19 protein-coding genes are annotated in these 20,572 nt (G+C 47.7%); 1 reads left to right on the top strand and 18 read right to left on the bottom strand.

All coding sequences use genetic code 11. The features are described from left to right. Together ACQY6Q_RS17605 and ACQY6Q_RS17600 are read right to left on the bottom strand one after the other, a co-directional pair. A partial coding sequence (locus ACQY6Q_RS17605; protein WP_427983441.1) for a DEAD/DEAH box helicase occupies positions 1-1,371 on the bottom strand: 1,371 nt, incomplete at its 3' end. 35 nt (positions 1,372-1,406) lie between these two features. Further along, positions 1,407-2,327: a peptidoglycan DD-metalloendopeptidase family protein gene (locus ACQY6Q_RS17600; RefSeq protein WP_427983440.1), complete on the bottom strand. Its 921-nt coding sequence runs from the start codon at positions 2,325-2,327 to the stop codon at positions 1,407-1,409. A 17-nt stretch (positions 2,328-2,344) separates the two neighbouring features. On the opposite strand from ACQY6Q_RS17600, the gene ACQY6Q_RS17595 reads away from it, so the two are divergent. After that, the gene (locus ACQY6Q_RS17595; RefSeq protein ID WP_427983439.1) at positions 2,345-2,800 is read left to right on the top strand and encodes a DUF721 domain-containing protein; all 456 of its coding nucleotides are present in this window, start codon (positions 2,345-2,347) and stop codon (positions 2,798-2,800) included. Here the strand turns inward: ACQY6Q_RS17595 and lpxC are convergent. The 16 genes from lpxC to mraZ all read right to left on the bottom strand — a co-directional run bounded on the left by lpxC (position 2,797) and on the right by mraZ (position 20,384). Continuing rightward, the gene (lpxC, locus tag ACQY6Q_RS17590) at positions 2,797-3,741 is read right to left on the bottom strand and encodes a UDP-3-O-acyl-N-acetylglucosamine deacetylase (protein ID WP_427983437.1); all 945 of its coding nucleotides are present in this window, start codon (positions 3,739-3,741) and stop codon (positions 2,797-2,799) included. The genes ACQY6Q_RS17595 and lpxC overlap by 4 nt on opposite strands. 108 nt (positions 3,742-3,849) lie before the next feature. Then, a complete protein-coding gene (ftsZ, locus tag ACQY6Q_RS17585; RefSeq protein ID WP_427983435.1) occupies positions 3,850-4,998 on the bottom strand; it encodes a cell division protein FtsZ in 1,149 nt (382 codons plus the stop codon). A gap of 38 nt (positions 4,999-5,036) precedes the next feature. Then, positions 5,037-6,293, bottom strand: coding sequence for a cell division protein FtsA (gene ftsA / locus ACQY6Q_RS17580; protein ID WP_427983434.1), 1,257 nt, complete (start codon positions 6,291-6,293; stop codon positions 5,037-5,039). Next, entirely contained in the window at positions 6,274-7,038 is a 765-nt protein-coding gene (locus ACQY6Q_RS17575; RefSeq protein ID WP_427983433.1) for a cell division protein FtsQ/DivIB, read from the bottom strand. Before ACQY6Q_RS17575 ends, ftsA begins: the two co-directional genes overlap by 20 nt. Further along, complete coding sequence (locus ACQY6Q_RS17570) at positions 7,039-7,962, bottom strand: D-alanine--D-alanine ligase (protein ID WP_427983432.1); 924 nt, start codon at positions 7,960-7,962, stop codon at positions 7,039-7,041. Then, a complete protein-coding gene (murC, locus tag ACQY6Q_RS17565) occupies positions 7,962-9,416 on the bottom strand; it encodes a UDP-N-acetylmuramate--L-alanine ligase (protein ID WP_427983430.1) in 1,455 nt (484 codons plus the stop codon). Before murC ends, ACQY6Q_RS17570 begins: the two co-directional genes overlap by 1 nt. A 4-nt stretch (positions 9,417-9,420) precedes the next feature. Beyond that, on the bottom strand, positions 9,421-10,503 hold the full coding sequence (murG, locus tag ACQY6Q_RS17560) for an undecaprenyldiphospho-muramoylpentapeptide beta-N-acetylglucosaminyltransferase (protein WP_427983429.1): 1,083 nt from the start codon (positions 10,501-10,503) through the stop codon (positions 9,421-9,423). Further along, entirely contained in the window at positions 10,496-11,701 is a 1,206-nt protein-coding gene (ftsW, locus tag ACQY6Q_RS17555) for a cell division protein FtsW (protein WP_427983428.1), read from the bottom strand. The genes murG and ftsW overlap by 8 nt, the downstream gene beginning before the upstream one ends. Next, the gene (gene murD, locus ACQY6Q_RS17550; protein ID WP_427983426.1) at positions 11,698-13,002 is read right to left on the bottom strand and encodes a UDP-N-acetylmuramoyl-L-alanine--D-glutamate ligase; all 1,305 of its coding nucleotides are present in this window, start codon (positions 13,000-13,002) and stop codon (positions 11,698-11,700) included. The genes ftsW and murD overlap by 4 nt, the downstream gene beginning before the upstream one ends. 29 nt (positions 13,003-13,031) lie before the next feature. Continuing rightward, positions 13,032-14,114: a phospho-N-acetylmuramoyl-pentapeptide-transferase gene (gene mraY / locus ACQY6Q_RS17545; protein ID WP_055732801.1), complete on the bottom strand. Its 1,083-nt coding sequence runs from the start codon at positions 14,112-14,114 to the stop codon at positions 13,032-13,034. Beyond that, positions 14,108-15,487: a UDP-N-acetylmuramoyl-tripeptide--D-alanyl-D-alanine ligase gene (locus ACQY6Q_RS17540; RefSeq protein WP_427983425.1), complete on the bottom strand. Its 1,380-nt coding sequence runs from the start codon at positions 15,485-15,487 to the stop codon at positions 14,108-14,110. Before ACQY6Q_RS17540 ends, mraY begins: the two co-directional genes overlap by 7 nt. Further along, the gene (gene murE, locus ACQY6Q_RS17535; protein WP_427983423.1) at positions 15,484-16,959 is read right to left on the bottom strand and encodes a UDP-N-acetylmuramoyl-L-alanyl-D-glutamate--2,6-diaminopimelate ligase; all 1,476 of its coding nucleotides are present in this window, start codon (positions 16,957-16,959) and stop codon (positions 15,484-15,486) included. Before murE ends, ACQY6Q_RS17540 begins: the two co-directional genes overlap by 4 nt. Then, positions 16,946-18,676 (bottom strand): penicillin-binding transpeptidase domain-containing protein, encoded by a 1,731-nt coding sequence (locus ACQY6Q_RS17530; RefSeq protein ID WP_427983422.1) that lies wholly within the window; start codon positions 18,674-18,676, stop codon positions 16,946-16,948. The genes murE and ACQY6Q_RS17530 overlap by 14 nt, the downstream gene beginning before the upstream one ends. Further along, on the bottom strand, positions 18,676-18,993 hold the full coding sequence (gene ftsL / locus ACQY6Q_RS17525) for a cell division protein FtsL (protein ID WP_427983420.1): 318 nt from the start codon (positions 18,991-18,993) through the stop codon (positions 18,676-18,678). The genes ACQY6Q_RS17530 and ftsL overlap by 1 nt, the downstream gene beginning before the upstream one ends. Continuing rightward, a complete protein-coding gene (rsmH, locus tag ACQY6Q_RS17520) occupies positions 18,993-19,928 on the bottom strand; it encodes a 16S rRNA (cytosine(1402)-N(4))-methyltransferase RsmH (protein ID WP_427983418.1) in 936 nt (311 codons plus the stop codon). The genes ftsL and rsmH overlap by 1 nt, the downstream gene beginning before the upstream one ends. Then, on the bottom strand, positions 19,929-20,384 hold the full coding sequence (gene mraZ / locus ACQY6Q_RS17515; RefSeq protein WP_427983442.1) for a division/cell wall cluster transcriptional repressor MraZ: 456 nt from the start codon (positions 20,382-20,384) through the stop codon (positions 19,929-19,931). Positions 20,385-20,572: the final 188 nt, after the last annotated feature.

Raw genomic sequence — 20,572 nt, 5'->3', positions numbered from 1 at the left:
AGTACCCACAAGCACAGGCTGACCACGCTCTTGGCAATCACGGATATCCGCTAAGATTGCTTCGTACTTTTCTTCTTGCGTTAAATAAACTAAATCGGCACGGTCATCACGGATCATCGGTTTGTTAGTTGGAATAACAACTGTTTCTAAACCGTAGATTGACTGGAATTCAAATGCTTCCGTGTCCGCTGTACCTGTCATACCTGCAAGTACTTCATAAAGACGGAAATAGTTTTGGAAAGTAATCGAGGCCAAGGTTTGGTTTTCGTTTTGAATAGGCACGCCTTCTTTGGCTTCTACCGCCTGATGCAAACCTTCAGACCAACGACGCCCCGGCATGGTACGGCCAGTATGTTCATCTACGATAACAATTTCGTTGTTGTCGCTTACGATGTAATCCACATTACGCTCAAACAGGGTATGCGCTCGTAGCCCAGCATTCACGTGATGCAATAGGCTGATATTAGCAGCGTTATATAAAGAGTCGCCCTGCTCCAAGATACCGCGTTGCTGAAGAGTCTCTTCTACGAAAATTTGCCCAGTTTCGGTCAAGTGAACTTGTTTATTCTTCTCATCAAGGGTGTAGTGACCGTCACCAATCACTTCTTCGGTATCCTCTTCCTCTTGGCGAACCAACAGTGGAATAATATCGTTAACCTTCTTATACAGCTCCGAGCTATCCTCAGCTGGTCCAGAAATAATCAACGGAGTTCGCGCTTCATCGATTAAGATCGAATCCACTTCATCGACAATCGCATAATTAAGTGGACGTTGTACCCGTTGCTCTGGTGCAAAGGCCATGTTGTCACGCAAATAGTCGAAACCAAATTCGTTGTTAGTTCCGTAGGTGATGTCGGCAGCATAAGCGGCTTTTTTCGCTTCATGATCCATGCCAGCGATATTGACAGCTACGCTTAGACCCAAGTATTCGAATAAAGGACGATTCCAATCGGCGTCACGCTGCGCCAAGTAATCGTTCACGGTAATCACATGCACGCCTTTACCAGTAACACCATTTAAGTAGGCCGGTAAGGTGGCGGTAAGGGTTTTACCTTCACCTGTGCGCATTTCAGCAATTTTATTGTCGTTGAGAACCATGCCGCCAATCATTTGCACATCAAAGTGGCGCATTTCAAATACCCGCTTAGACGCTTCACGTACCACGGCAAAGGCTTCAGGAAGGATCTGCTCTAAGCTCTCACCCTGCTCTAAACGCTGCCTAAACTCGCCGGCTTTGGCTTTGATTTGTTCGGCAGATAACTTTTCGTATTCTGGCTCTAGGGCGTTAATAGCATTAACTATTTTACGCATCTTTTTGATGGTACGGTCATTTCGAGTACCAACGATCTTTGTTACTAATTTACTAATCATGAAACACTACTTTTGCTAAGACGAAATCCAATTTTCTAGGCATTGGTTTTGCGGTAAATAAACTGACTGGGGTTCAGCTGACGACCATGCTTAAGCACTTCAAAGTGCACATGAGAACCTGTAGAGCGGCCGGTGCTGCCCATTAAGGCTATTTCATCCCCTTTATTTACTACATCACCTTCTTTTACTAATACTGCTTTAGCATGCGCGTAACGCGTTACCATTCCGTTACCATGTTCAACTTCTACCAAGTTGCCGTAACCAAAACGCTCGCCAGCCCACACAACCACTCCAGCCCCTACTGAACGGATCGGGGTGCCTTCTTTACCGGCAATATCAACCCCTTTGTGACGCGCTTTTCGTTTAGTAAAAGGATCAACCCGTGTACCAAACGGTGACGAAATCCAAACTCCTGGACCTCGAGCTGGCCAACCAGAAATATAACTGCTAGTAGCTAGATGGTGACTTTGTTGCCAAGATTCAAGCAAGGAGAGGGATTTTTTATGTAAACCGAGCTGTTGCTCTAATTCAGCTAAATCAAAAAATAAATTTTCGGGCTGTGGACCACCAGCAAACTCAAGCATCGGTCCGCCCATTGGAGGGCTGTTGGAAAAATCAAATTCTGCGGCTAACTCGCTGTCTTCTACTAGACGGGCACCAAGCGCATTTAAACGGGTCATTTCCGCTTGCATTTGCCCAACCTTGCTTGCTAACTGCGAGTATCGTTGGCGTAATTGAGCCTCGAATTGCTGCAATTTAGGTTCAGCTCGCAGTTCATCTAACTGCACTAATAATTGAACCTGCTTCGCTGCCAAATTTTGGTATTGCTGCACGCCCCACAAAGCGACACTGCATAAAAACGCCACCAGCAAGAAAGCAAACCAAGCCAGCCTGAGCGGATTTAATCGAATAGTTCTTGTCTCGCCTTTATGCGCGTATACTAAACTTAATCTCATACCTAACTAATAAACTTATGTCCAAACGACAACATCAACCGCTTTCCATCGAACGCATCTTTCACCAGAAGCAATTTGCTCAATTAGAGCAACCCCTGCTACAACGAGCTCGTTTACAGCAGCTATCTAATGACGTACTGGCACGCTACAAACTACAGCAATGCCGTATCGTTAATATGCGTCAGGGAGTCGCCATTATCGAAGCGCCTAGCTCAGCTTGGTTAACTCGACTAAAACAATTTCGTTTTGAGTTGCTTAGCGAATTACGTAAAGCCTTACCAGGCGTTGTCAGTTTGGAACTAAAAATAAATCCCGAATTGAAGAACATTAAACCAGAAGCTGAACAAAAAAGCACTGGAAAACGCCAGCTAAGCCCTCAAGCAGCTAAACATATCACAGAATTGGCACAACACGTACCGGATGAATTAAGAGAAAAGCTAGAGAAATTAGCGGCGCTGAGCGGAGAGAGTTAGCCAGCGCCGACCAATTTGAGGTATTGGAAACTAAAAACCGTTTGCCGATAGGCAGCAGGTGCTTCGGATTTGTCTTCAAAGGTGACAATTTCCCAAGCATGTTGTTGTTCTAATAGGGCTCGAACCAAATTGTTGTTCAGTGCATGCCCCGATTTATGAGCGCGTAAATGACCTAAAATAGGCAGACCTGCCATATATAAATCACCCACTGCATCTAACAACTTATGTTTAACAAATTCATCTTCATAACGAAGGCCATCTTCGTTAAGAATTCGATATTCATCTAACACCACAGCATTTTCCAAACTTCCGCCAAGGGCTAAGTTTTTCGATTGAAGATATTCAATATCACGCATGAAACCAAAGGTTCTAGCGCGGCTAATATCTTTCACAAAGGTATCCGCAGAGAAGTTCATTGAAATCTGCTGATTACGGCCTTCCATCGCTGGGTGGTCAAAATCAATAGAGAAATCAATGGTAAAGCCATCATTGCTTGGCAATAATTCGGCCCACTTATCTTCGTGTTCAACACGGATAGCTTGCTTAATACGAATAAACTTCTTCGCCGCAGCTTGTTCTTCAATACCAGCCGATTGCAATAAAAATACAAAAGGACTCGAACTTCCGTCCATTACTGGCAGTTCGGGGGCATCAACATCAATAATTAAGTTATCCAAGCCTAACGCCGCAATCGCAGCCATCAAATGCTCTACCGTAGAAATACGGTTACCAGCATCATCAATTAAACAGGTACATAACATAGTGTCACGCACCAATTCTGCTTTTGCAGGGATCGTTACAACCGGATCAAGATCGGTACGATTGAACAGGATTCCTGTATTTGCAGGTGCTGGACGCAAGGCCATAGTGACCTTATGCCCTGAATGCAAACCGATCCCTGTCGCTTGTACTGACTTTTTAAGAGTCCGTTGTTTAAGCATAAATTTTCCTCTGCTTTTACGACCAATAAACTAGATGGTCCGACATCTTAACACAAGTTTGAATCTGATCACAAACATATGTCTAAAACTTGACCATTTAATAACAGATTAATCTGCTTGGCGACGTAAGAATGCTGGGATGTCTAAATAGTCACCATCACTCGCGCTAGTGCGCGGCTCTGCATTAACCACTGCTGCTTTTTCTTCCACAATAGGGGCTGAATCGATAGCCATCGAGTGCGAAACCGGCTCAGCATTTACTGCTTGCTGGGTCTTCACAATTGAAATATCTGGGCGGCGCTCAGCACCAATACCAGTAGCGACCACCGTGACTCGCAATTCATCACTCATTTCAGGGTCGATAACCGCACCCACTACTACAGTAGCATTCTCAGAAGCAAAGCCTTTAACCGCATTACCCACGGTTTCAAACTCTTCAATGCTCATATCAAAGCCTGCGGTAATGTTAACCAAAATACCACGTGCGCCAGCTAGGTCGACATCTTCTAATAAGGGGCTAGAAATCGCTAATTCGGCGGCTTCTTCGGCGCGGTCTTCACCAGAGGCAATACCGGTACCCATCATAGCCGTACCCATTTCACGCATAACTGTGCGAACGTCGGCGAAATCCACGTTGATTAAACCGGGACGAGTAATCAACTCGGCAATCCCTTGTACCGCACCTAGCAATACGTTATTGGCAGCTTTAAAAGCATCCAGCAAGGATACGCCACGGCCTAATACTTTTAACAACTTGTCGTTAGGAATAGTAATTAATGAGTCAACATTTTTACTCAGTTGCTCAATCCCTTGTTGGGCATAACTACTGCGCTTTTTGCCTTCAAAACCGAAGGGTTTAGTCACCACCGCCACGGTAAGAATACCTAACTCTTTAGCTACCTCTGCCACAACCGGTGCTGCACCGGTACCAGTACCGCCACCCATGCCGGCAGCGATGAACACCATATCGGCACCCTGTAACTGGCTCATGATGGCATCACGATCTTCCATCGCCGCTTCACGTCCCACTTCGGGATTAGCACCGGCCCCTAGCCCTTTGGTGATGGCCCCACCAATTTGCAAGGTATTGTCTGCACCAGAGTTGCGTAAGGCCTGAGCATCGGTGTTGATGGTGATGAATTCAACACCTTCAATCGATTGCGCGACCATGTGTTCAACAGCATTACCGCCGCCGCCACCAACGCCAACAACTTTAATTACCGCTTCATCGGTATGACTATCCATAATCTCAAACATAGTTCTCTCTCCGCTTGATTTTCGCTACTGAGCAAAAATTAAAATTCACCTTTAAACCAGCTATGCAGTCGCTTAGCGATGTTGCCAACACTACTGATGTTTTTTACTTCAACAGGTTTTTCATTCTGGTTTTCCATGCCGTAATGCAACAAACCTACTGCTGTAGAGTAAGTTGGAGCCTGTACGTATTCAGTCAGGCCGGCGACTTTGTTGGCGGAACCAACCCGCACCTGACACTGCAAAATGTTTTCGGCGCATTCCACTACGCCCTCTATCTGTGCTGCTCCACCAGTGAGCACCACTCCAGCCCCCAGTTGTAACTTGCAACCTTGAGTCTGTAAATCTTCAGCCAATTCATCTAATTTGGACTTAATCATGCCAAATAGTTCGCTGTAACGAGGTTCTATCACTTCTGCTAGCGTTTGCCGCTGTAAGCTACGCGAAGGACGTCCTCCCACGCTGGGTACCTCAATGGTATCATCTCTACCCACCATACTGCCTAAAGCGCAACCATAACGAACCTTAACCGCCTCAGCATCATTCAGTGGTGTGCCAAATACCGTGGCAATATCGCGTGTCACCGAGTTCCCAGCAAAAGGGATCACCGAGGTATGACGCAAGGCTCCGCTGGTATATACCGCGATATCCATGGTGCCAGAGCCGATATCAACCACGCAAACGCCGAGTTCCTTTTCATCTTCGGTTAATACTGCATAGCTAGAAGCCAAGGCTGAAAAAATCAACTGATCCACTTTTAAATCGCAGCGCTCAACACATTTAACAATGTTTTTCACCATATCGTTATGGCAGGCGATTAAGTGAACTTTGGCTTCCATTCTCACGCCAGATAAACCAATCGGATTCTTAATCCCTTCTTGAAAATCGATGGCAAACTCTTGCGGCAATACGTGTAAAATACGATGCTCGTCTGGCAACTTGATTGACTTGGCAGTATGGATGGCATTATCCACGTCATCCTGAGTCACTTCCTCATCGCTAATTGGCACCATGCCTTTTTCGTTTAAGCAACGAATGTGACGGCCCGACACCCCAAGGTAAACAGAGCTAATCTTGCAATCAGCCATCAGTTCGGCTTCCTGCAGAGCGCGCTGAACCGTCTTAACCACCGAGTCAAGATCGTTCACACCGCCTTTATCCATGCCCTTAGCCGGATGACTACCAACACCAATGATACTCATCTCGTTACCTGGCAGCACTTCACCAATTAAAGCGGTAATTTTAGCGCTACCTATGTCTAGGCCCACGATTAGCTTTCTATCCGTTACTTTGGTCATTACTTACCAAACCTTCCCGTTTCTTCCATCCCACTGCAAAACCAGTGTCATAGCGTAAATCTACATATTCCACGTTATCCGCTTGAAGCTGCGGATAAACCGATACAAAGCGCTCAACTCGATTGAGCTTATCTTCCTTACCCAACTTGAGTAAGATGCCGCCAGTAAGTTCTACTTGCCAAGCATGTCGCTCATTCAGTGCCAACCTAGTAATACTTAATTGGCGGCCTTGTAATACCCGCTGTAGCTGACGAAATGTATTTAGCACTCGTTGCGCTTGTTCATCAGGTCCACTCAGCGAAGCCAGCTCAACACTTATTCGTTGTTGCGGCGCTTCAAATATCTCGCCTTGCTGATTAAGCAAGGCTGCGTTGTTCCAGCGTGCAACCACTTGTTGTTCTTGCAAGGCAATCGATAATTTATCTGGCCATTGCTTACGTACCGTTACTTGTTTTACCCAAGGTAAGCGCTCTAATTGCTGCTTTACCTCAGACACTTCCAAGCTAAAAAAATTACCCGCCTCGGGCAGAGCCGCCAAACTTTGTTGTAGCTCTTCATCCAGCACATAATCGCGAGTACCAGATACCAGCAAACGTTGCATCGGACTTAACTGCTTATCACTCACACTGCGATAAACCGAGTTAATCGCATAAGCCAAGCTAAACAATACCAAGACAAAAAACACCACTCCTGACCAATAGCCAAAGCGTTGTTTTTGTTGTTCGTTTAGCTGCCATTGCATCATCTAGTGCGCCAAATCCAATATGCTCACGACCAACTGGTCAAAGTTCAGCCCATGCTGTTTCGCCGCCATTGGAACTAAACTCTTTTCAGTCATCCCCGGTGAAGTATTTACTTCCAAGAGATACCAGTTGCCCTGGGCATCGGCCATAAAATCGACCCGTCCCCAACCTTCACAATCCACCGCTTTAAAGGCTTGCATGGCAATCTCGGCCAACTCTTGCTCTTGCTGCTCACTAAGCCCACTTGGGCAAAAGTATTCGGTAGAATTACTCTGATACTTGGCGTCATAATCATAAAAAGCATGTGGCGTTTGCATTCTAATGGAAGGCAAAACCTGATCACCCAGTATCGATACGGTATATTCGGCACCGCTAATCCATTGCTCTACTAATACCCTTGAGTCGTAAGCGAAGGCATCATCAATCGCTTGCTCAAGCTGCGCCGGAGTACTTGCCTTGGCCATACCAATACTTGAACCTTCCAAAGCAGGCTTTACAATCACCTCTCCACCCAACTGTTGCAACATAGCCTCAGCCTGTTCAGTTTGGTAACTTTGCTGATCTACAATCGCATACGCCGCGGTGGGCAAGCCCATATTTTGCCAAATCTGCTTACAGCGGATCTTATCCATCGCTAAGGCGGAACCCAATACTCGACTGCCGGTATAAGGCAAGTTCAAATACTCTAAGGCCCCTTGCAAGGTACCGTCTTCTCCACCACGTCCATGTAAGGCAATAAATACATGGCTATATTTTTTTTGTTTCAGCAAGCTCAAATCAACATCGCGCGTATCAATGCCGTCGGCATTAATTCCTGCGCGTAACAAACCGGCCAGCACCGCTTTGCCCGACCTTAAAGACACTTCGCGTTCCGCAGACTTACCGCCATACAACACGGCTACTCGCTTCATTCGTACACTCGCCATTAACTATTACTACCTTTCAACTGACTGATATTGAGCTGTAACTCGCCCAGTTGACGGGCCAATACGCCAATATTTCCCGCCCCCTGAGTCAGTAGCACGTCGCCATCTTGCAGTACATCAGCAAGCAAGGCATTCAACTCATCTGGTTGTTTTACATAAATCGGCTCTAAACCGCGCTGCCTCAAGCTGCGACACAAGGCGCGACTATCGGCACCCGCAATCACATCTTCACCGGCCGAGTACACCTCTAGCAGCAACAAACTGTCTACCTGCGCCAATACATCCACAAAATCTTCGTAGAGATCACGGGTACGTGAATAGCGGTGAGGCTGAAAAGCCATCACTAGGCGGCGTTCAGGCCAAGCCGCTCTAGCTGCTTTAAGCGTTGCCTGTACTTCAGTAGGGTGATGACCGTAATCATCCACCAACAATACCGAGCCCTTACCGGTGTCAAATTCGCCATATTGCTGAAAACGACGGCCGATACCCGCAAAGCGATTCAGCGCTTCTACAATAGCGCTATCAGCAATGCCGTCTTCACTGGCTACCGCAATCGCAGCAGCCGCGTTTAAGGCGTTGTGCTCACCCGGCATATTCAAACAAATATCTAATTGTTCATAGCCATGACGATGCACACTAAAACAGCAGCGATCACCCTGCTGAACAAAATCTTTAATTTGAACATCGGCGCCCTCAGAAAAACCGTAGGTGATGATCTGACGGCCAATCTTCGGTAATAAGTCTCTAACCCCGGCATCGTCAATACACATCACCGCGACACCATAAAACGGCAAATTATGCAGAAAATCGATGAAGGTAGCATGTAGCTGAGCTTCATCGCCACCATAGGTTTCCATGTGGTCAGGTTCTACGTTAGTGACCACCGCCACCATCGGTTGCAGATGCAAAAATGAGGCATCACTCTCGTCGGCTTCGGCAATCAAATAGCGACTACTGCCTAAACGAGCATTAGTACCGGCGCTATTGAGCAGACCACCGATAACAAAGGTAGGGTCTAACTCAGCTTGACCGTAGATGCTGGCAATCAGGCTAGTGGTAGTGGTCTTACCATGAGTACCCGCTACCGCTACACCATGTCGATAACGCATTAACTCGGCCAACATTTCGGCGCGGCGAACCACCGGAATACGCGCAGCCCGAGCGGCAGTAACCTCTGGATTATCTTCTTTAATCGCAGTAGAGACCACCACTACATGAGCACCGGCGATATTGCTTGGCTGATGGCCTAAAAACACTTCAGCCCCTACCGCTTGTAAACGCTCGGTCATCGGGCTAAAGGCCTGATCCGAGCCAGATATCTGATAGCCTTCATTAGCTAATACTTCTGCAATGCCGCCCATGCCTGCCCCGCCAATGCCAACAAAGTGAATACGTTTCACCTTGCGCATTTCCGGGATCATGGTGCGTAATTTAGCTAATTCAACTTTACTCATCTATTTACTCTTTAATCATACTTTGGCATACCGACGCTACCTGTTCAGTAGCGTCGTAGCTTGCCTGTTTCCTAGCATTATTCGCGCAGGTTAAACGCAAGCTAGGATCGGCAAATTCATTTAACACGGCCGCGATTTGTTGCGGCGAAAAATCAGCTTGTTTAATTAAGCGCGCTGCCTTGGTGTCCACCAAAAACCTCGCATTCTTTGTTTGGTGGTCATCTACGGCGTAGGGCAGAGGCACAAATATAGCTGGAACCCCCGCCGCAGCGACTTCTGACACTGTTAATGCGCCAGCGCGACAGAGTATCACATCAGCCCACTGATATGCTGCTGCCATATCATCAATAAATTCAACAATTTTAGGAGCTTCACTCAAATTTTTATCAAGTTGCTGCTGTTGGTAGGCGGCTTCTGCACTGGCTTGCTTGCCGGCGCCTGCTTGATGCCAAATTTTAAGATCTAACCCACTTTGTTTGATACCTGCAGCCAAGTGCTGATTAAACACCTGAGCACCTAGGCTACCACCAATCACCAATAGCTTATAACCACCAGGCTCACCGGCTGTTTTAGGCGGTAAATTCAACACCGATTGACGCAAAGGATTTCCCACCACTTCAGCATTTGCGAGGGCTCCAGGAAAGGCGCTCAAACATTTGCTGGCAATTTTACTCAGTACTTTATTGGTTAGGCCGGCGGCTGCATTTTGCTCATGCAGAATTAAGGGCTTACCTAATAGCCAAGCGGCAATCCCGCCGGGGCCACTGGCAAAGCCGCCCATGCCCAATACCACATCGGGTTGATAGGCTTTGATTACTGCCCTAGCTTGACGAATAGCATTAAGCAATTTGAATGGCGCGGCCAGCTTACGCACTAAACCGTTCCCTCTCACCCCTTTAATGCTAATGAAGTTAATCGGGTAACCATGCTGCGGCACTAAACGAGCTTCCATACGCTCGGCGGTGCCTAACCAAGACACATCCCAACCTTGTTGGCGCAAATAATCGGCCACCGCTAGGCCAGGAAAAACATGTCCGCCAGTGCCACCCGCCATCACTAACAATTTATGTTGTTTAGCTTCAGCCATGGGCACCTCGCTTATAGGCCTGACACTTGGCCAAGCGCAGCTCATGATCAATGCGTATTAACACCGCTACCGCAATGGACATCGCCAATAAGCTAGAGCCGCCGTAACTAATCAAAGGAAGCGTTAGACCTTTAGTTGGCACTAAGCCCGATGCGGCGCCCACATTCACCATGGTTTGAAAACTAAACCAAATACCAATACCGCAGGCTAAATAACCGGCAAAGGCCTGTTCCGCTAACAAGGCTTGTTTACCAATGCGTAAGGCGCGACTTACCAGCAATATCTGCAGTAGCAACACAGTGCATACACCTATGAAGCCTAATTCCTCGGCCAATACCGCTACCACAAAATCGGTGTGAGCTTCAGGTAAGTACTCTAATTTTTGAATGGAGTTACCTAAGCCTTCACCCAACCAGTCGCCTCGGCCAAAGGCCATTAACGACTGAGTCAGCTGATAACCGCTGCCAAAAGGATCTTGCCAAGGGTCTAGAAAGGAAGAAACCCGGCGCATTCGATAAGGTTCGGCAATAACCAAAGTGACTACTGCCACCACTCCTGTAAAAATTAGGCCAAAGAACTGGATCAATTTAGCGCCAGCCAAAAACAGCATGCCAACGGTGGTAACAAACATCACCACCACGCTGCCTAGATCGGGTTGAGCTAATAGCAATACCGCCAAAAAGAAAAACACCATGAGTGGTTTTAAAAAGCCTTTTAAGTTCTCTCGAACTTGCTCATGCCGACGAACTAAATACCCAGCCAAATAAGTAAATAAGGCTAACTTGGCAAATTCAGCGGGTTGAATGTTAAGTGGCCCAAGGCCAATCCAACGACTACTGCCGTTAATGTTACGCCCCACTACCAGCACCAATACTAAGGCAACGATTGCAGCTAATAACAATTTGGCGTTATGGCTTTGCCACCAAGCCACTGGAATTTGCACCACAAAAGCGATGGCGCATAAGCACAACAACAAATACAAACCATGGCGCTTAGTAAAACGGAAGGGGTCATCATTCATCGCAATCCCTTCGGGGATCGACGAGGAAGCCACCATGACCAATCCTAGCACCATCAAACACAGCGCCAACCACAATAAATGACGGTCAAATAACAAAGGTTCTTGGGCTGCGCTTTCAGGCCATTTAAAACGTGCAACAACACTTTCAAGCCACTGTGGTTTCGCCATTATTCTCATAAGTCCTCCACCAATTGGCAGAAGTGCTGACCACGCGCTTCAAAGTTTTTGTACATATCAAGACTGGCACAAGCGGGTGATAACAACACGGTATCCCCGCTGCTGGCTTGCTCGACACACCACTTAAAGGCAGATTCTAGATCGTCGCTCAAACAGACATTATTAGCCAACTCAACAAAACGTTGCTTATCTCTACCAAAGGCGACCACCCCAGCCAGTTCAGCAAAGGCTGCTTTTAACTCATCTAGATCACCGCCCTTACTATCTCCTCCAGCAATCAGCCACAAGCGACCTGAGTTGCCAGACAAGCCTTGTAAGGCGGCTAAGGTAGCTCCCACATTGGTGGCTTTAGAGTCATTAATCCAAGCAATGCCGTTTTTACGTGCCACCAGCTGGCAACGATGCGCCAGCCCAGCAAATTGTTGCGCAGCTTTAAGGCTGGCGTCTAAATCGATACCTGCCGCCTCGGCTAAAGCTAAGGCGGCCAGAATATTGGCATAATTATGGGTACCCACTAGCGCTAGAGTGCTGGTTTCCACTAAGGCTTGCTCGCCACGCATTAAATAGGCCTGGTCTTGGCTAAGCCAAAAATCGGCCGTTTGCTGAATCGAGAAACTGATCCGACTAGCCGGACTATCATCAATCCACGATTGTGGGTCGTCCAGATTCACTACCAGCTGTTCGGCCTGATGGCCAATTTTATGCTTAGCCGCAATGTACTCATTTAGACCAGGATAACGGTCCATATGGTCTTCGCTAATATTTAACACCGTGGCCGCCTTGGCGCGTAAGCTATGGGTGGTTTCCAATTGAAAACTGGATAATTCCAAGACATACAACTGCACCTGAGGGTCGAGCAAGTCGAGAGCAGGCACACCAATATTACCGCCCACCGCCACGCTTAAACCGGCCTGCTTAGCCATTTCGCCCACCAAGCTAGTCACGGTGCTCTTACCATTGGAACCGGTGATAGCCAAAATTGGCGCGTTGGCGTAATGGCAGAATAGCTCAACGTCGCCAATCAGCTGAACCCCGGCTTTAGCCAAAGCTTGTAACTCAGGCGTAGCCAAAGCTACTCCAGGACTCACCAACACCACATCACAATCTAACAAAGCTTGCTGCGGTAAACCGCCAGTGACAACTTCAAGCTCGGCAGGTAGAGCATCAAGACCCGCAGGATGCTCTCGGGTATCACAGACTAACGGCTTGATATTGTGCTGCAGTAAAAAGCGCACACAACTCAAGCCGCTGGCTCCAAGGCCAACGACGGCATAACGTTGTTGTGGCTGCAATTTACTCACTTTGTCCTCTCATTCTTTGCTCGTTCGTTCTAGCGCACCTTGAGGGTGGCTAAACCGATTAATACTAAAATCAACGATATAATCCAAAACCGCACAATCACTCTGGGCTCTGGCCAACCTTTTAATTCATAATGATGATGGATTGGCGCCATTCTAAAAATACGTTGGCCGCGCAACTTGTAAGAGCCCACTTGTAAGATCACCGAAACGGTTTCCATCACAAATACGCCCCCCATGATCACCAAAAGCAACTCTTGACGAACCAATACCGCTACTACACCTAAAGCGGCGCCCAACGCCAAGGAACCCACATCGCCCATGAAGACTTGCGCCGGATAAGTGTTAAACCATAAAAAGGCTAAACCCGCGCCCACCATGGCGGTACATACCACCACTAACTCGCTAGCAGCCGGTATATAAGGAATAAATAGGTAGCTGGAGAAGTTAACGTGCCCAGTCAAGTAGGCGATTAAGGCAAACGCAGAAGCCACCATCACACTGGGCATAATGGCTAAGCCATCTAAACCGTCAGTTAAGTTAACTGCATTGCTGCTGCCAACAATCACCAAATAAGTCAGCGGGATAAACAACCAACCTAGCTGAGGCATGATGTCTTTAATGAACGGTAATACCAATTGGGTTTGAGCGGCCGAATCGGCACTCCAGTACAAATACAAGGCTACCACCAGGGCAACCACCGACTGCCAAAAGTACTTCCAACGGGCAATCAAACCGGCCGAATCTTTGCGGATCACCTTGCGGTAATCGTCAACAAAACCAATGGCACCGTAGCTGCCAAAAACAAACAGCATCACCCATACATAGGGATTATCTAAACGTGCCCACAACAAAGTTGATAAAAACACCGAAGCGATGATCAGTACTCCGCCCATGGTCGGAGTACCAGACTTACTGAGATGAGACTCGGGACCGTCATTACGAACGGTTTGACCGATCTGTAACAACTGTAAGCGACGGATTAATTTTGGCCCCATCCATAAACCAAACACTAAAGCCGTTAAAATGCTTACAATTGCTCGAAAAGTTAAATACGCAAATAGCGAAAATCCACTAAAGTACTGCTGCAGATACTCCGCCAACCAAACTAACATGGCAAACCCTTTTTAAAATGTTGCTGTAACTGTTGAACGACTTTTTCCATGTGGGTCGAGCGGGACCCTTTAACTAACACTAAACAGGCTTGTTCAGCTTGCTGTTCTAAAGCGGCAATCAACTGCTTGGTAAGAATGTCATGGTTGTCGAACGCTAATGAAGTAAGGCCCATTTCTGCCAATACCTCATCAAAAGACGCGCCATAAGAATACAAGCTGATGTCTCTGTCAAGTGCTTGATCAATTAACTCTTGATGCGCCTGTTTGGTTTGCTTGCCCATCTCTCCCATGGCCCCAGCGATTAGGAAGCGCTTACCTTCAAAACCCGCCAAAATGTTAATTGCGGCTTTAAAAGACGCAGGGTTTGCATTGTAACTATCGTCAATTAAGTCAATATTGCGGGTTAAAGACTGAAGGTTTAAACGACCGGGAACAGCCGCCATAGAGGCTAGACCTTGCTGCACCTGATTTAAGCTGGCGCCCATATTTAATGCTAAAGCACTCGCCGCCACGGCGTTCTTCACATTATGCAAACCAGCTAAGTTAATCTGCAGCTCAATTTGCCCCATTGGGCTATGTAAGTTAAAGCGACTGCCTTGCAGCCCCAAAGCTTGAATATCGCTGGCGTAATAATCAGCCGCCGTATTATCTAAGGAGAAGTGTTGCACTTGAGCAGGCATGGCCGCCTGATCGAGATAATCTTGATAATCGCTGGCATATTCGCATAAGGCCAGCTGCTCTGCGCCTAAACCACCAAACAATTCCGACTTGGCTTTAAGCACCCCTTGCTGCGAGCCGAAACCTTCAATATGGGCCGCCGAGACATTATTAATTAACGCGACTCTAGGCTGTACCAGCTTAACCGTATAGGCGATTTCACCGATATGATTGGCACCAAGCTCTAATACCCCCAATTGATGCTGCTCGGTGGCTCTTAATAAAGACAAAGGCACCCCAATATCGTTATTAAAGTTGCCTTGGGTAGCCAATACTTGGAAAGCTTGCCCTAAGATGGCGGAGCTCATCTCCTTGACGGTGGTTTTGCCGTTACTGCCAGTAATAGCACAGCAGGTTAAGTTTAGTTTCTCACGAACATAGCTGGCGAGTAAGCCCAGGGCGATACGCGTATCTGCCACCACTAGCTGTGGCAAAGGCAGCGTTAACGGCCGCTCCACCAATAAAGCAGCCGCACCCTGCTCTAATGCTTTATCGGCAAAATCATGAGCATCAAAACGCTCACCCGATAGGGCAATAAATAAAGCCCTAGGCATAGCATTACGGGTATCGGTACTAATCGCGTCAATCACGCAGTCCTCGCCAAGCAAGCGAGCATCTAAAACTTGAACGAGTTCAGCAAGGCGTAACGCTATCATAGCGACACCTCCACTAACGATTGAACCAACTCGCGTTCATCGTAGTGATGGGCCTTAGCGCCAATTATTTGGTAATTCTCGTGGCCTTTACCAGCGACCAAAATCACATCGTGTGCTTGAGAATGGTCAATAGCGTAGGCAATCGCTTCACGGCGCTGGTGAATCACCGATACTCTAGAACCTTGTTCAAAGCCCAGTAGAATGTCATCAACAATGGCTTTAGGATCTTCGAAACGTGGATTGTCATCGGTCACGATGACTCTATCGGCCTTCTGCTCAGCTACCTTCGCCATCAGTGGGCGCTTGCCTTTATCGCGGTCACCACCGCAACCGAAGATACAAATCAACTCACCGCGACAATGCTGGCGCAGCGCAGTTAACGCCTTATCCAAGGCATCCGGTGTGTGCGCGTAATCCACCACCACCGAGCGTTTACCGGTAAATAACTCCATTCGCCCAGGAACTGCGTTTAACTTGGCTAGCTGCCCCACCATACTATGTAAGTCGAGACCTAGATGATTTAAACAGGCTATGGCGGCGAGCAGGTTGTCGGCATTAAAGCGCCCTAATAAGGGACTATGAAAAGCCAGTTTTTCGTGCTGAGCTTGCGGGCTAACCAAATAGCCGCTAGCACCTAACTCACTAAACTGTAAATCGATGATTTGCCAATCGGCTGCGCTATCTTCCAAAGACAATGAACGGGCTGAAGGATAATGCTGTAATAGTTGCTTACCAAAGCCATCATCGGCGTTAATCAGGCGACAATCTAGGCTGGGCCAATCAAACAAAGCCTGCTTAGCCCGACCATATTCAGCCATACTGCCGTGGTAATCGAGGTGGTCACGACTCAAGTTAGTAAAAATGGCCACGGTAAAGGGGACAGCTGCGACTCGCTGCTGCACCAAACCATGTGATGAAATTTCCATAGCCACTAAATCGAAGCCTTGCTGATGCATGGCACGTAGCTGGCGCTGAATAGTGATGGCATCGGCGGTGGTATTGGCAGAAGCCTGCAACTCGCCTGGTTTACCATTTCCCAATGTACCCATCACCGCAGCAGAACGCCCGCTCAGGTTAGCTAAATTAGCAATTAAATGGGTGACCGTACTCTTACCATTGGTACCAGTAACACCAATTAAGGTCAGCGGGTTACCTTGAGGGAAATAGGCCGCAGCGGCTAATTGCGATAACTGCTGGCTCAAACGCCAAAATCCAATACATGGAACCTCACCAAGCCAATCAATTTTTCCATGGTCTTTTTCTTCATCGGCTTCGGCAATCACCGCCACTGCACCTGCGGCCAAGGCTGAGTCGATATAAGCTCGCCCATCTACCTGATGGCCGCGAATCGCAACAAATACATCACCAACGTTAATGTCCCGGCTGTTCAATGATAAATCTTTGAACTCAATATCCGGCGCGCTGATAATCGCAAATTTAGCCAACAAGGCTGACAACTTAGGTATTACCATGATCAGCTCCTTGTAACTGGACAACCTGACTACCCTGCTCATCGGGTGCGACGTTCAAATACTGCAAGCCCCCCTGCATCACCTTAGAGAACACCGGTGCGGCTACATCACCACCGTAGTAGTGATCGGTTTTTGGCTCATTCACAAATACCACTATCGCTAGTTTGGGGTTGCTCACCGGTGCCACACCAGCAAAAATCGCTACATAATCATCACCATAACCGCCACGTACTGCCTTACGGCTAGTGCCAGTTTTGCCTGCTACTCGATAGCCTGGTACCGCCGCTTTTTGCCCAGTACCACCGTCTTGTATTACCGATTCCATCATTTGCAGAACGGCTTTGGCCTTGCTTTCTTCAAATACCCGCTCACCGGCAACAGGCTTTTCTAATTTAATTACCGAGGTAGGGCGGAAAATGCCACCAGAGCCCATAGTCGCGTATGCTTGGGCTAACTGTAAGGGGGTGACCATTAAGCCGTAACCAAAAGATAGGGTAGCGAGCTCAAAGTCTGACCAACGACGGCGCTGCGGCATTTGGCCGCCAGACTCACCGACTAAGCCTAAGCCTGCGTCATTACCAAAACCCACTGCGTAGAAAGTATCCAACATGCCTTCTACACCGACCTTCAGCGCTAGTTGACTGGTGGCCACGTTACTGGACTTTTGAATCACCTTGGTCAGATTGATTTCACCATAATTACGTGAATCGCGAACCCGACGACCTCCAATTTGCATCCAGCCGGGATTAGTATCAATGGTGCTGCTTACCGATATTTGATCTCGTTCCAAAGCCGCTATTACCGATAAAGGCTTCACTGTAGAACCGGGCTCGTAGCTATCGGTAATCGCTCGGTTACGATAGCGGTAACTCTGGAACTGCTTACGATCGTTGGGATTAAATGAAGGGCTGTTTGCCATGGCCAACACCTCACCGGTGTCGATATCTAATACCACCACGCTGCCAGAAGTGGCTTTAGTTTCCGCCACTGCTTTTTTTAACTCACGATAAGCGATGGCTTGGATCCGCTGGTCAATGCTTAGGGCAATATTTTGCGCCGGTTTAGCTTGCTGAATTACCGCCAAATCTTCTACCACGCGACCTTTACGGTCTTTTCGCACTTGGCGTTTACCCGGCTCTCCGGTTAACCAATCGTCATAACTGCGCTCGATGCCTTCCAAACCATGATCATCAATATTGGTAAAACCAACAAGGTGAGCACTCACTTCTCCGGTGGGATAAAAACGGCGGGACTCAGGCTTAAGATAAACCCCTTTAATTTTGAGTTTTTCAACATAATCGGCCACCGCGCCGCTAACCTGACGCTGTAGATATACAAAGCGACGCTTCGGATTGCTCACCCGAGCCTGCAAACTCTCTACATCAATATCAAGCACCTTGGCTAAGGCCGCCCACGCTTCGGTATTCTCGAAACTGTTTTGCTCAACCACGTGTTTGGGATCGGCCCAGATGGCTCTAACTGGCACACTCACGGCCAGTTCATGACCCAAGCGGTCAGTAATAATGCCACGCTCTGAGTAAGCAGTTTTGGTGCGAATCGAGCGGAGGTCACCTTCACGAAGCGCTTGCTCGGGAGCAATCACCTGAATAAACGCAGCCTTAACCACCAAAGCAGTAAATACGAGACAAACCACTGCCATCACCAGCATGTAGCGCCAATGAATAAACAGTTTTTGCTTGCTTCCTTTACTGCTCATTAGTTTTTTATTACCACTTGTTCTTCAATTTTGGGTCGGTGCATGCCTAAACGCTTCTTGGCGATACTTTCCACTCGGCTATGTTCAGCCAAGGCATTTTGTTCTATTAATAGATGCCGCCACTCTACATTTAAATCATCGCGGCTCATCATTAAGCTTTCACGCTGTTCCACAAACATCCGCGTATGGTGAGTAGTCCACACCACACAAAAAGCCGAAACCACTACCAACAACAGCAACAACACATGTTGTTTATTGCGCCATAAATCTTTAGCGATCGCCCGTAGCAAATTAGGTTGGCGACTCAACTCTTCCATTACAAACGCTTAGCCACTCGCAATACTGAACTCCGCGCACGCGGGTTGCGACTAATCTCTTCAGCGCTGGGTTTAATCGCTCGCCCAAGGCTTTTCAAATAACGACCACCGGCTAACTGCGCTTCGGTTAACGGTAAACCTCTGGGAAATTGCTGGCCTTGCTCTTGTTTACGAATGAAACGCTTCACCATGCGATCTTCTAGAGAATGAAAGCTAATCACCGCTAAACGACCGTCAGTGGCCAGACAGTTCATCGCCCCTAACAAGGCCTTATCGATTTCATCCAGCTCGCTGTTAATGTAAATACGAATAGCCTGAAAACTGCGGGTCGCTGGATGCTTATGCTTGTCTTTCACCGGGCAGGCTTGGTCAATAATTTTGGCTAGCTGCAGAGTGCTGGTAAGTGCTTGCTCTTGCCTTGCGTTGACAATGCCGTGGGCAATTCGCTTGCCGAACTTTTCTTCGCCAAAGGTTTTAATCACCCACGCAATATCTTCCTCGGCCGCCTCACTAAGCCACTGAGCGGCCGTTTGCCCTTGTGAGGTATCCATCCGCATATCCAGAGGGCCGTCGCGTAAAAAACTAAAGCCACGCTCGGCGTCATCTAACTGAGGAGAAGACACGCCCAAATCCAGCAATACACCGTCAATTTTTTTCGCTAAGCCTAACTCGGTAATGTATTGCTCAATTCCTGAAAATGGACCATGAACAATTTGAAAGCGAGGGTCATCAGCAAACTGCTTGGCCGCCTCAATGGCACGCGGATCCCTATCAATGGCAATTAACCGACCTTGTGGCCCAAGCTGTTGCAATATGGCGCGGCTATGTCCCCCTCGGCCGAAGGTTCCATCTACATAAATGCCATCTTCTTTGATGGCCAAGCCGTCGATACACTCTTGCAACAGTACCGAGGTATGTACAAATTCAGTACTCATTTAAAGTGAAAAACCTTTTAGGTTGTCAGTTAACATATCAACTTCCTCTTCTAGGGCTATATCTGCGGCAATTTGTTGTTGCCACTGCGCTTCTGACCACAACTCAAACTTATTAAGTTGGCCAACCAGCATAATTTTTTTCTCCAAACTCGCATGTTGGCGTAGTGGAGGCGGAATTAATAAACGACCATTCTTGTCCATCTCACAATCATCGGCGTAACCCAATAGCAAACGCTGCAATCGACGCTCCGCAGGATTCATACTGGATAGGCGTTTCAGTTTACGTTCTATCTCTTCCCACTCAGCTAAGGGGTAGAGCAATAAGCAGCGATGATTGATATCAATAGTGCACACCATATGTCCGTTGCACTCGTCCATCAGCCACTCGCGATAGCGCGTCGGCATGGTTAGCCGCCCTTTCGCGTCGAGGTTGATTGAACTGGCACCGCGTAACATCAGTGTTAATTCCCCATTTATCCCTAAATATTCAGTTGCTGATTGAGTAGATCCACTATGATCCACTTTATCCCACAATTCACTAAGTTTAAGGACGAGTCCTACCCTTTGCAAGCGACCTTGAGCAAGAAAATGAACAAAAATCCATCAGTGATTATTCAAGTGGGTCTAAGGACTTGATATTCCAC

Source organism: Agarivorans sp. (assembly GCF_050295395.1).
Lineage (GTDB): Bacteria > Pseudomonadota > Gammaproteobacteria > Enterobacterales > Celerinatantimonadaceae > Agarivorans.
This window is presented reverse-complemented; position numbering and strand designations above follow the sequence as displayed.

Coding starts and splice junctions, on each gene's coding strand:
- ACQY6Q_RS17600 (WP_427983440.1), bottom strand. CDS start 2,327: ATGAGATTAAGTTTAGTATACGCGCATAAAGGCGAGACAAGAACTATT.
- ACQY6Q_RS17595 (WP_427983439.1), top strand. CDS start 2,345: ATGTCCAAACGACAACATCAACCGCTTTCCATCGAACGCATCTTTCAC.
- lpxC (WP_427983437.1), bottom strand. CDS start 3,741: ATGCTTAAACAACGGACTCTTAAAAAGTCAGTACAAGCGACAGGGATC.
- ftsZ (WP_427983435.1), bottom strand. CDS start 4,998: ATGTTTGAGATTATGGATAGTCATACCGATGAAGCGGTAATTAAAGTT.
- ftsA (WP_427983434.1), bottom strand. CDS start 6,293: ATGACCAAAGTAACGGATAGAAAGCTAATCGTGGGCCTAGACATAGGT.
- ACQY6Q_RS17575 (WP_427983433.1), bottom strand. CDS start 7,038: ATGATGCAATGGCAGCTAAACGAACAACAAAAACAACGCTTTGGCTAT.
- ACQY6Q_RS17570 (WP_427983432.1), bottom strand. CDS start 7,962: ATGGCGAGTGTACGAATGAAGCGAGTAGCCGTGTTGTATGGCGGTAAG.
- murC (WP_427983430.1), bottom strand. CDS start 9,416: ATGAGTAAAGTTGAATTAGCTAAATTACGCACCATGATCCCGGAAATG.
- murG (WP_427983429.1), bottom strand. CDS start 10,503: ATGGCTGAAGCTAAACAACATAAATTGTTAGTGATGGCGGGTGGCACT.
- ftsW (WP_427983428.1), bottom strand. CDS start 11,701: ATGAGAATAATGGCGAAACCACAGTGGCTTGAAAGTGTTGTTGCACGT.
- mraY (WP_055732801.1), bottom strand. CDS start 14,114: ATGTTAGTTTGGTTGGCGGAGTATCTGCAGCAGTACTTTAGTGGATTT.
- ACQY6Q_RS17540 (WP_427983425.1), bottom strand. CDS start 15,487: ATGATAGCGTTACGCCTTGCTGAACTCGTTCAAGTTTTAGATGCTCGC.
- murE (WP_427983423.1), bottom strand. CDS start 16,959: ATGGTAATACCTAAGTTGTCAGCCTTGTTGGCTAAATTTGCGATTATC.
- ACQY6Q_RS17530 (WP_427983422.1), bottom strand. CDS start 18,676: ATGAGCAGTAAAGGAAGCAAGCAAAAACTGTTTATTCATTGGCGCTAC.
- ftsL (WP_427983420.1), bottom strand. CDS start 18,993: ATGGAAGAGTTGAGTCGCCAACCTAATTTGCTACGGGCGATCGCTAAA.
- rsmH (WP_427983418.1), bottom strand. CDS start 19,928: ATGAGTACTGAATTTGTACATACCTCGGTACTGTTGCAAGAGTGTATC.
- mraZ (WP_427983442.1), bottom strand. CDS start 20,384: ATGTTACGCGGTGCCAGTTCAATCAACCTCGACGCGAAAGGGCGGCTA.